Origin of the sequence: Mucilaginibacter flavus (genome assembly GCF_030409315.1) — a bacterium.
Lineage (GTDB): Bacteria > Bacteroidota > Bacteroidia > Sphingobacteriales > Sphingobacteriaceae > Mucilaginibacter > Mucilaginibacter flavus.
Genome location: NZ_JAUFPS010000038.1, coordinates 62,152 through 74,201, shown reverse-complemented (window position 1 = coordinate 74,201; position 12,050 = coordinate 62,152). Strand labels below are relative to the sequence as shown.

Sequence of the window (12,050 nt, the reverse complement as noted above, 5' to 3'; positions counted from 1 at the left end):
AATGGATTTTTTTCTGAACTCGAATTAAGCCAATTATTTGAATTTTTACAATTCTGTTAATTCGTTAATTATGAGAATCGCGGTTCAGAGAGAATAATACAAATATCGGTACTAACTTTTGTTTTGGTGGTGACAAGGTTTTGTCAGTAATTGATTTTTTCTGAGTCGGATTTAAATGAACTGATTAAATTCTGTTCATTCTAAAATTCTGATCCAGACAACCGAACTATACAAATATCGGCACAATAATTCAATCTAATGGTGACACTGGTTTGTCACCACTTGTGAAGCAATTCAATGCCCGCCATATAGTGCGTTCGTCTTTTTTGAATTTTATTTCGGCCTCTAATACAGCCTGGTTTTTGGTAATACCACGAATTTGTACCTGCGCGTGAATCCATAAGTATATTTCTCTATAAGTAAAAATCTTATTGGTAATAAAGCCTGCTTTGTACATGGCCGAAAATGCTCCGCTGTCGAATAAGTTATTTGCGAGTGTGATATCCATTTTTTAGTATTAAATAGTTTATTTTGGTATCAAGTAGTTAGTATCAAGACCGCTGCTGCCAAGTTTGTTGGCAAATTCGCAAGGAAAAAAAATCTTGATACTTGCTACTAACTACTTGATACTTCCCTATAGATTTACCCTATCCACCGTTTGTGCCAGTATGTTTTGCTGATTATTTACATCTTTCACATCCACATAGATAGGAGGGAAGTTGTTAATCATCTGATAAGCTACGGTATTGGCCAGTTCTTTTACATCATTTACCGGCTGGTTGTAGTAACGATTGGTATTACCCCCATCGGTATAAATTCCGCCGATGGCATAACCTTTGCCGGGGTTAGCAATCGAGAAATCACGCCCGCCGTGGGCCACGTTAATTGCACTTACTAAATTACGGGCCCAGGGATTGCGCATGGCCTCTGAAACCACAACAGCTTCCCCCGAACGCAGATAAGCATTAGTATTATCTGTTCGACTGTAGCCAGGTAACAAAGCCCCACGACCGTCAGATATAAACCGCCCGCCTCTGGCAAACTGAGGTGGTTTTTGCGATGCTACCGTGGCTATTTGTATAGCTGTCATGGCAACATCGGCAGCTATAAGCGGTATAGCAGCCGGCAAACCGGTAGTTGCCAGGGTTTTGGTAATGGAGATTGCACCATTAATAACCGCTTGGGCAATCTGCATTTTTTGTTCGGCTTTAAAGGCTTTTACTTTTTCTTCGTTTTCCTTCTTTTTGTATTTGGCCTCTATAGCCGCTTTTTGTGTTTTGGTAAGGCTGGTGTTACTTAGTTCGCGGGCTTTATCATTTTCCATTCCGCGTATTTTAGCTTCACTGGCCGATTTGATGCTATCACCGATGATAGAAAAGGCTTTGCTTGAGATTTCCTGAGCTGCTTTTATCGCAAAATCTTTACGTTGCTCTTCCGACTTTTTGGTGGCTTCAGTAATTTTTGCCTGGCACTCAATTCTGAGCTGGGCTGTATCCTGCCCCGCCTCAGCGGCCTTTTGAATTTCAAAATTATATTTATCGGTTATTAGCTTTTTTTCAGCTTCCAGTTTATTCCAGGGCAAAATCGCTTTATCAACATCGTGCTGATCTTTTTTTAACGTTTTGGCCTCCACAAGCGCTTGCTGTTGCTTTTTTACCTTTTCAAGATCTTCGGCATTTATGCGTTTCAGCATTACGTCAACACCTTTGTGGTATTTAAGCTCCAGTTCTTCGCTTTCTTTATTATATTGTTCCTGAGTAATCAGCTTGTTATCATATAGCCGTTGCAAACTGGCTTGCTCATCCGCATAACCATCATGTAATAGTTTAGCTTTTGAGGCTAAACCATTTGCCGTTTGTTGCATTTGTTTCATCAGTGAATCCTGGTAAGCTCTTTGTATTGCTGCTATGTTTTCGGCTTGTTTTGCATGTTCGTTTTCAAAATTACCAACCGATGTTTTTTTCGGTTTGATAGTTTTATTAGAATTTGGTGAGTCATGGGCTTTTTTATAAGCCTTCTCCACTTCATTTGTGGTTTCTTTTGCAAATTCCTTCACTTTTTTTAGACCATTAGAAATTTTGTCAGTAGCGTTTGTTACGCCAGATCCTAATTGAATAACACCGTCTGTGATCTTTTTTAAGCTGAAGTGATTAAATAGTCCGTCAAAAATAACCCCCAATGCTTTAAAACGGTTTTCTAAGTTAGTAACAAAGCCATCCCATAATACCTTAATCGTTTTGCCGGGATTAAACAGCGCTTCAATAACTGCCCCTCTAATGTTTTCAAAAACCTTTTTTACCTTTTCAACAACAACACCTATCCCTGCCAGTATTCCTCTAAATTTTTTTACGCCTTCGGTATTTTTGGTTAAATATTCAGTAACGGATTGAAGCACCAATACAAGTAATCCAAACCCAGTGGCTTTAATGGCACCGCCAACGCTTTGAAAACCGGTTTTGGCCACTTCTAGTCCTGTTTTTAGCGAATTAAAGCCATTAGAAACTGAACTTATAACAGGACCAAATGTCCCTGCATGTTCTTTTAACTCATCAAAAGTGGATTTGAAGGCTTCGACTGAACCTTTATGAAAATCAAATGCCTCTTTACTTTTTTTTACCGATTCAGTTTGCTTGTTTACAACACCAGTTAACGAAACAATATTAATTTGTAATTGCTGTATTGTAGTTTTTGATGTGCTTTGCGTTTGGCTTAATCTATCGTAAGCCGTTTTTAGTGCTATTAATATTGCTAAATTTTGCTGTACTGTACCGGTATAGTCATTAATGGCCTTTAGTCCATTGGTTATTTCCTCAGTAGTGGCTTTTAAGGCTTCCTTAGTTTTACCAATTTGCTCGCTAAGTGTTTTATAGGGTTCACTGCTTTTTTTTGTACTTGTTGTCAGTTCTTCTTGTTTTGTAATCAGTGCTTGTAAGGTATCCTTTAACACTAAGGTATCCTGTTTAAGCTGAGTTATAATTTTTTCGGCCAGCTTTAAGCCGTCTGGGTTAATTTGATCCATGTTTTTATGATTTATATGCTAATTGGAATAATTTAGATCAAAAAAAAGCCGAAGCTTTTTTATAACCCTGAAAATGTTTTAAGTTCCTTTGCCGATACCGAGGTAGGGTATACATAGATGTTATCATTGGCTAAGGTATAAGGTTGTGGCAATCTTATCGGGCGTTTATATTCGGCATCTTCTGTGTGAAACACTTTTTTGTTAGGCTTAATTATATACATCATTGTTAAAAAAATCTTGCCATCGGGGCTTTTAGCATTTACAAGGCTGGCTTTTACAAATGTGCCTATAAATGCCGAGTTTTGTTTAACCATATCATGCCTGTCAAAGCCAAAAGAAAAATATTTTGCAAAAGGCTTTAACGTGGTATCCACCTCTTTTTTAAGTGTTTCTCTCATAAATTCGTTAACGTTCATGGTGTCGATATCTGTTTGCTTTGACGGACGTATAAGTCTGAGTGCATCGGCTTGGTCTGCACCGCTGGCATAAAAAGATTCTGTTATATACATTTTGTCACCTTCTTTAAAATGATCTGCGGTAAAAATATAATAAAGCCCCAGGTTTACTAAGCCCCAATTAAAAACAACCAGGCAGGATACCAATAAAATGAAACCGCCTCCTATAATCCATCGTTTAAGCTTTATAGTTTTTTTGAGGCTATTTAATTTTTTTTCCTGTTGCGCAAAATTATTTGGTTCCACACTATTGTTTGTGCTCATTTAGGTTGTTTTGCTAATTTTATTGGTAAAAATAATCATTCAAAAATTTAATCGCAAATAATAAAATAATTATTTATTACAAGTATTAGCTTGTGGTCGGTGTTTTCAACGCACCGCTCTTGCTTTCACAATACGTCTAACAATGTGCTGTAAGAGAATCGGTGTGGTGCGGTGAAAACACCTACCATAAGCATAATTACTATTTTGCTTTAGTGATATTCTCTATATTGAAATTAAACTTTAAAGAAGTAAAAATGTAGTTGTCGTTAATATCGTCTGTGCTAACGTCAATATTTCCCAACTCATCTTTTTCAAAAGAACCGCTTACTAAAACTTTGTCATTAACCTGCATGGCGGCAAGTTGGTTTTTAACACTCAGATTGCTAAATGAAGTCTTTGCGAATAGTGTTATTGTATTACTGGTAGGCACTTTTTCGTTAAGTTCCATTCCTTTATTAGGTATAAGCAGGGTAACTTCTATTGTACTATCGGCAAACCTGCTAAGTTCCATCTTATAAATGGTCGCATTCCAACTTTTAACCTCACTATGTAACGTATCTCTTATAAATTTTGCCAAAGTTGTCTTACCATTATCAATTGCTTCTTTCTTTTTAATATCATTTATTGCGGCATCACAAACAGAATCGGCACTCCCAACCCTTTTTATTAATGCCAATTCGGCAGCCGGTCGATTGTCAACGGGTTTGTCCATAAAAGACTGGTTACATCCGATACAAAAAACAGAGAAAATAAGTAAGTTAGATAGTTTCATAAATTGAAGCAGAAGAGTTTTGTGATTGTTTAAGTGTTTGCTAATTTTATTGGTAAATCTAATAAATCAATAATGGAATTGCAAATAATAAATAAATATTTAACGGTTATTATTTACCCAAGTTTAACCAGCTCTACTTTAGTTGGCTGTCCTTTTCTCCAACTATCAATTTTATTGATGTAATAATAACAGCTGTCTTGCTCCAGGTAAACCGGTATGAGTAAATTGAGTTCTAAAATATCCCTCGGCGTGAGTAAAAAATACCTTACTACCTTTTTGGTTTGCTGTAATATTTTTTCCAGCTCGGGGTAATATGCTTTGCGCAAATCATCCCAAAGCAGGCTCATACCACTATCTGCATCCGGCTTATAAAAATAGGGCACCGAAACTACGTCGTTTACAACAACCGGCGTGCTGCCGCCATCGGTAAAGGTTATTGACGGCTTACCTTCCAAATTTTGTAAATTGATCTTTTGATCAATCAATATGCGGGGCTGGGTATTAATACTAAAATCAATAGCGGTATCGTCATTAGCGGTGTCAACTTTTAAAATCTGGGCTATGGTGCCGCCTATGTATGGTCGGTTAAGGGTGGGGGCAAACTGGCTTTCAACGAGTGCCGCAGTTAAGGGCATGGTTTTATCGTTGATGTTTATTTGCGAGTTGCCAAACTTTTTATCCGTGATTGCGTCATCGGCCTTGTAACTTAAAGTATTCACTTGTGCATAACTTCCCAACTGAAAAGCAACTGTCTTGCCCTGGTCAAGGCATTTTTGCGTCCAGTTATACGCAACAGGAATGTTGTTCACAATATCCCTGAACGAAGATAGGGTGATCATGCGTGTGGTATTGTTACTTTGGCAAATAATTCCGAAACGCTGCAGGGTATCTTTTAGCAAATCTTTTTGTGTTATATCCGGAAAAATACGTTCACACTGCACATCCTGGTTGTACAATATGTTATTGTCTTTAGCGGTAATGGTTAAAGATGTACCGCCCGATATGGTAAAATAAGCCGGTGCCCACTTGCTTAGCTCAAAGCCTACAGTTACCTGATATCCCGGTTTAAAATCAATATCCTGGGTTAATTTTCGAGATTCAAAAGTATGATCAACTTTCATATCGCTACCATAATCGCTACCGGCCCTCGGATCGCCTTCTTCAACTTCGTAGGTTAAACGGTAAGATAAATCGCCATCTGGAGTGTGCAGGTATATAACAATATCTACTTTGGTATTGTCGCCATGTAAGCCGCCTTGTAAGTACAGTTTAGGCACTTCAACTTGCACTGTACCTGTAAATACATTTGCTGCAGTAAATGTTTTGCCGTCAAATTGATTTTTGATGTCGCTTTGAGTCTGTTTAAAGTTAAAGACCCCATTCACTGTTGCGTTTTTTCGTGGGCTGTCAATCCTTGCTTCATCCCGTAAAGAAGCCTGCATACCCAGGTCGCCCTGGTTGGTTTGATAATCAACATTGTGCTCAAAATTATCGTTTGCAAACTGTACTATCAGTTTATCATATAAGGGTTGTTTCAGTAAAAAAGAATCGGGATCAATTTTATAGCCTGCTGTTTGCGCAAAAAGATCGATGGCCGTTTTTAAAAAGAAGCCCGGTCGCTGATAGCGTGCATCAATTTGTGGCGAATTCTTATAGTCGGTGGCTATTTTACCATAATCAACTACAGGCCAAATATATCCTTCGGTGTTTAGTTGCGATTGGGTTACAGTAGCAAGGTTCCAGTTGTGTTGGTAAGGGCCAAAGGCATTTTGTTTGCCTACGGTTGTGCTGCTATCGCCCATATCATAAATTTTTACATCAAGGGCGTCAAAAAAGTCGACATTACCACTTAAAACTGTAATACTGGCCGAATCCTGCTCAATGGTATTTAACTGGGCCATACCGTAGGGTACAATCTCCAGCCCGTCCTGTATAATGCGGGCATCGTAGTACTGATATGGTAAATTGGTGGTAAAAGCAATGTCGTCAGGAAACCCTAAAATTTGCCTGTTGCGTTGTGTGAGCGGTAATTTAAATTGATTGCTGGTGTTGCCCTGCTGATTTTTCACCTCGGCCAGGTTGTTGATTTGAAACGTGAGCGCAATCGGGCTGTCATCGCTCAAGTCAACCAGGCTATCGTTTATATATAATTGTAATTGTTCCATTTTGTTAGATCATTTCGCTGCGCTGTCATTAGTCATTCGCTGCGCTGTCATTAGTCATTTCGCTGTACCGTCATTGGTCATTCGCTTCGCTGTCTGCAGAAAAAGAGCGTACTACATAAATGAAAATCCTTGCTCTTTTGTCCAAAAGTCTTAAAGTCCTTTATCTTAAAATCCCCAAGTCCAAAAATCATTGTGTTTGGATATTGATTGACGGCATATTGAACGTGATGCTGAAAGGTGCCTGCCCGTTACGGGTTTCATACTCGCTAAACGTTGCCGTATTAATGACTATAGTTTGCCATTTAACCGGGTTTTTATTTACCAGCATTTGAACTTTGGGCGAGTATTTAATAGCTTGTAAACCTCTAATATCGGCTACCAGCAAGTCTTCGGCCATTACCTTCATTTTTTGACCGGCTGTTTTGCTGATCACCTCTTCAATCCCTTGTTGATTTTCCCAATCGGTAACAAAGTTTTTGATGATGGTCGCGTTTTGTACATCAAGGCTAATTTCCTGGTTAAAAACAAAACGATAGTAATTCCAACTGCCGCTTAAACCTATCCAGCGCAGATAAACGCTTTGGTCATCAACTGCATCATCAATTCTCAATACCTGAGTTTGTGTTACAGGGTGTGCCCCGTGCTCATCGTCATACTTAAGCGTTATGTTAAAGTAAAAAGCCTCGCGTGGAAAACTGCCATTGATCAATAACCTGTTTAGTCCCAATTGCTCCGGAACAGGGATATTTACCTGGCTTTGATCGGCAATGATAAATTTACCGCCATCCTGGTTTAACAGCCAGGAGTCATCTTCATTAAGCAAATTGCCAACCTGGGGGCCACCTGTTAGCGGCTGCCGGTTAATATCAAGCAGGCTGAGCTCGGCATACAATTGTAAGCCAATCATTTCTTCGCTATAAATAAAACCGATATCAAAAGGATAACCAATGGAAAAAGCCGGTTCGGCAAAATCGGTAACCCAGCGTGCGAGTTTGGTAGTATCGGTAACGTTGGCAAAAGGCACATATGCTGCCAGGTTGCCGCCATAGCGCTCGCCCAATTGTTTTGCAGCGTATAGCACATAATAAGGGTGTGGCATATTTACAAAGGTTGTGGTATGGCCGTCGGTAGTACCATCATCCCAATGTTCGGCATATTGTACCTGGTAGCTGGCGCTCAAATTAGTATCCCTGAAATTGGCCTGGGTATAATCGCTTCGATCTGCCGGGCGCAGCAGGCTTTGCAAAAAGTTGGATAGATCGGCCTTTACCAGTCCCGTACTATCGGGTCGGTTATTTGCCGTAATGATATTTTGGCGACCGGTAAGCTGATCTATATAGGTAATTTTAGTAATGATTTTATAGTATGGGCGCATACTATTGATATTGATAAAGCCGGAGGCGTTGCCCGCAAAAGCGGTTTTAATAACAATATTGTTAAAACCGCCTACTTTATCAACCTGGTAAACCCCTTTGTATATACCTGCATTAATATAAACCAAATCATTGGGGTTAACCCAATATTTGCCGGTGACATAACTGATTATTGGTGTATTAACCGTAATACTGGCATAGCCTTTTTCGCCGTCGAGGCTAACTGCGGTTAGCCCAAAGTCTTTACGTTGGTAGGTGAATACGATTGGGTTAAAGGCCGCGTTCCACCTGGAAACATGGCCACCATTAAACGTAACCGACGGATCGCTTGTGAGCAGATCAGACAGGGTAGGGATAGTGATAAATCCTTGTTGGGTGCATCCCAACGGGTTGGCGTCTTTTACAAGGGGCTGTATTAATCCGCCGCTTAAACCGGCAAACGTTGGTGATAGTTGCCATGTGCTGCCAAAATCATTGCTGTATTGGATAGGGCCATAAGTTGAGGAGGCATTAATAGTTACTTGCCCATCCCCGGCGCCAACAGCCGATTCTGGTTTATCGATGTTGATAAAATTGATCTTCAGATCGCAAACTGTGGGGTTGGGCGGCACTTCCTGCCCGCCCGAAACCGAGACAATGGCCAAAACTCTGTAGTAGCTTTGGGTTTGCTCGCCAAGCTCATTGTACCGGTTATCCTGTAACGTGGCATTGGCTAAAATACGGGTACTTTGGCCCGGGATGGTTACCTGGTGTGTTTCGGTATCATCGGTATAGGTTACTACCACGTTGTTGCCGTTAACGGGCTGGTGAGTGATACTATCTGTTAATACGATGAATACATCGGCATATGAAATTTCGCCCCCGTTTTGATCCGGAAATACAGAGTAGCCATTTTCATATTGAAAACTTGCAATTATGCTCATTGATTTGGGTATTTGAATAATTTAAACTGGAAATAACAGGTTACGCGAATGTATCAAAGTACATAGTGGCCAGATTAATGGTTAAGCCTATGCCGGTGGTGTTCACATCAAATTTGTTATAAACCGGCATGCATTTGGCTTTTAAGCCGGCTTTAACCCTAAAGTAACGACCTTCGCCTTCGCGGTACCGTGAGGCCTTTACAATAAATTCATTAGCTAATTGCAGGGCCTGGTTTACATAGGTTTCGTTATCGGCGGTATATTGTCCAAAATCTGTTTTGAACAGAAATTCGAGGTATACCGTAAATGTGTTATCTACAGATCCGTTTACCTGCGGCGATACCTCAATGGGTTGCAGCGGATACATAAATACACAAGGAAAAGCGGCATCATCTGCCAGGGTGTTTAATTCGTTTTGTGTGCCATAAGCAAACGACGGGTTACCCGTAAGCGTTTGTACAATGGCTTCTATTTGGTTACGCATGTTTAATTAATTATTGAATTATTGAGTTAGTGAATTATTGAATGGGGAATTAATTATTGGTTATTGAATTGGGATTTAATTATTGATTTATAGATATTTACTATCAAGTTATTAGTCTTGAATCCCCAAAAAAGATTTAGCTGAATAGGTGAAAAATTGTTATAATTCAATAATTCAATAATTCAATAATTCAATAATTCAATAATTCAATAATTTTCCTTCCCCATCTCCATATACTTTTTCTGATACTCCGCTTCTGTTTTATTGAGTAGCAGTTTGGTGAGTACCCTTTCATAGGGCATATTTAAAATGGTATCCCATTTGGTGATATCGCCGCCTGCCAGGGAGTTTATGGTGTTGATGTACTTAAATTTCTCGAACGACTGGATGCCGGCCCGTTTTTCCAAAGCCGTTGCAGGCGAAGCCAGAAGCTGGTTTTCGGTATGGATAAGCTGGGATAACAGGTAAAAAAATGTTTGGCTATGGGCAGTGCCTCCGTTACCCGCATGTTTTTTACCTGGCTCATAAATTCTTCAACTTCGTATTCGTTATATTTTTTACCGGTTGCTTTGCAAAAAAAGTAATGCGCTAAAACCTGGCAACAGGTATTTAAGGATGGGTTAAAACTCTCCTGCCAATTATCCTCACCAACTTGCTTAATATGGTTGTTTACTTCATCGGCGATAATTTCCCGTACGGCCATAAACGCGCCCGCGGGCTCAATAGCCAGGTTTTGCATCACTTTTACTGTTTTTGTGCGATTGCTTTTTGGTAGCGAAAAGTTGACTTGTTTGGGTATGGCATCGCTGTTATACAGATATTTAATCTGGTAGGATAAGGCCAGTACCGCATCGCCAAAAGCATGGAAATCGCTTACATCTTTTACCTGTTGTAATTCGTCAATAGCTATCCCCGATAGGATGCTGATGGCCTCAATATCAGTTAAATTAGTTTTAGTCTGCATAGCCATCATCTGGCCCAGGCTTACATCTGTCAATTGCGTTGGTATTTTAACCCGCAATTTTCCACGCATTGTTTTTAGTGTTTTTTCAATCATAAAAATGGCAAGCCCCCCAGCCCCCGTTGGCCAACGGGGGAGCTTTTTGAAATGAGTTGGTGACCTTCGGGGACGGATGTTACTATTGTTCTGTTAAAGTCTTATTCCCCCTTTGGGGACTTAGGAGGGTCAGCCTTTTATGAGCTCATCATAAATGCTCTTACCAATAGTTCTTGGTATAAATGGCAATCGGGATTTCACTTTGCTGTTATTGTTAGCAGCCGAGCTCAGTTTGTTTAATGCCACATACCGTAGGGCATCTATAAGGTGATTATAGGAATCTACCACCTCGTTGATGGTTTTGCCGCTACGGTCAACCCGCCATTTGTAACGTTCAAGTTCTTTGCGCAGGTTAATGCTACTACGGGTTACGTTAACCTGGTAACGTTTGAGGATGTCAATGGAGTTTTTGATACTATCAGGCCCTTTTTTTGCGCCGTTAATGTACCATCCCTGGCGCTTAAACTCTTCTATCGATTTTGGTTCGGCGCTATCGGCAATAATTTCGGTTTGCCTGCTTACATTGGCCGATTTTAGTTTTCGGGCAATATCAGTATTGGTTAAACCTGTTTGGTAAAAAAGCTCGTTTACCCAAAGTTCGCCGTTTTGGCGGTATACCTGCAGGCAGGCGGTTTCATCGTTGGTAAAGCCAAAATCCAAACCCGTGGCAATTAGCTGGGCATCAGCTGGTATTTGTTCGCAAACATACCAGTTGTTAAACACCAGTCCCGATATTTTGCCGGTTAAGCCGCGGGCATAAACCTTCCATAGCTCTTCATCTTCTTTTTTAATGGCTTCAATTTTATCGCGCGTACCCTGTTCAAGGAAAGGATTGTGCCGATGATCTGATATGATGAGTTGTACGTTTGGTTTGCCTAACACCTGTTCATGTACCCAAAAGGTACTGTTGGGGTTATAATCAATATAAATACGTTTGCGGGTGCGTAAAGCAAGTTCATTGTATATGGCATAGCTTATGCCATTGGCTTCGTTGATAAATAAATAGTCGCGCTTGCCCGATTTTGCATCCTGAGCATCGGTGTAGCTTTTAAATTCAATGATACTGCCGTTGTGAAACTCAAATATTCTATCGGTTTTATTAAAGTTTTTTACCTGCGCCTTTAACGTGGCCGATTCATGGTAAATAGTTTGTGCATCACGCAGGGCGCCCGCTTTAAGGTTGGGAATATCCTGCCCAACAATGGTTATTACCTGCTTGGGTGTTTGGCAGGCCAGGCAAAACAATACCTGCTCTATAGCAAAAGTTTTGCCCGAGCTTGTGCCCCCCTGGTTTACGGTGATGTGCGCATCGGTATTATAATTTTGTCCAAAAAGGATAGATACTTCAAATTTAGGGGTGATTGGTTTATTGGTCATTAGGTCATTAGTCATTAGGTCATTAGTCATTTGCTGCGCGTCATTAGGTCATTTGTTGCACGTCATTAGGTCATTTTGCTTTGCGTCATTAAGTCATTTGTCACACGTCATTAAATCATTTGCTTTGCGGGTGTGAGCGCGTAAGTAGAAAGCATTTTCAA

Annotated in this window: 10 protein-coding genes; all 10 read right to left on the bottom strand. The window is 40.2% G+C overall.

Translation table 11 applies throughout. The annotated features are described in order from the left end of the window. Nucleotides 1-250: 250 nt before the first annotated feature. Nucleotides 251-508 carry a hypothetical protein gene (locus QWZ17_RS18020; protein WP_290306684.1) on the bottom strand — a complete coding sequence of 86 codons (258 nt, stop codon included), beginning with the start codon at nucleotides 506-508 and terminating at the stop codon, nucleotides 251-253. Nucleotides 509-634: 126 nt separating this feature from the next. Beyond that, entirely contained in the window at nucleotides 635-3,019 is a 2,385-nt protein-coding gene (locus tag QWZ17_RS18015; RefSeq protein WP_290306683.1) for a hypothetical protein, read from the bottom strand. 59 nt (nucleotides 3,020-3,078) lie between these two features. Then, entirely contained in the window at nucleotides 3,079-3,738 is a 660-nt protein-coding gene (locus QWZ17_RS18010; RefSeq protein ID WP_290306682.1) for a hypothetical protein, read from the bottom strand. Between the two features lie 199 nt (nucleotides 3,739-3,937). Then, on the bottom strand, nucleotides 3,938-4,510 hold the full coding sequence (locus tag QWZ17_RS18005; protein WP_290306681.1) for a hypothetical protein: 573 nt from the start codon (nucleotides 4,508-4,510) through the stop codon (nucleotides 3,938-3,940). Nucleotides 4,511-4,623: 113 nt separating this feature from the next. Next, entirely contained in the window at nucleotides 4,624-6,675 is a 2,052-nt protein-coding gene (locus tag QWZ17_RS18000; protein WP_290306680.1) for a hypothetical protein, read from the bottom strand. A gap of 187 nt (nucleotides 6,676-6,862) precedes the next feature. Continuing rightward, complete coding sequence (locus tag QWZ17_RS17995; protein WP_290306679.1) at nucleotides 6,863-8,971, bottom strand: hypothetical protein; 2,109 nt, start codon at nucleotides 8,969-8,971, stop codon at nucleotides 6,863-6,865. A gap of 40 nt (nucleotides 8,972-9,011) precedes the next feature. Next, a complete protein-coding gene (locus QWZ17_RS17990; protein WP_290306678.1) occupies nucleotides 9,012-9,455 on the bottom strand; it encodes a hypothetical protein in 444 nt (147 codons plus the stop codon). Between the two features lie 206 nt (nucleotides 9,456-9,661). Beyond that, a complete protein-coding gene (locus QWZ17_RS17985; protein WP_290306677.1) occupies nucleotides 9,662-9,862 on the bottom strand; it encodes a hypothetical protein in 201 nt (66 codons plus the stop codon). Beyond that, nucleotides 9,805-10,488, bottom strand: coding sequence for a hypothetical protein (locus QWZ17_RS17980; protein WP_290306676.1), 684 nt, complete (start codon nucleotides 10,486-10,488; stop codon nucleotides 9,805-9,807). The genes QWZ17_RS17985 and QWZ17_RS17980 overlap by 58 nt, the downstream gene beginning before the upstream one ends. Before the next feature lie 153 nt (nucleotides 10,489-10,641). Then, a complete protein-coding gene (locus QWZ17_RS17975) occupies nucleotides 10,642-11,919 on the bottom strand; it encodes a PBSX family phage terminase large subunit (RefSeq protein WP_290306675.1) in 1,278 nt (425 codons plus the stop codon). Nucleotides 11,920-12,050 lie beyond the last annotated feature (131 nt).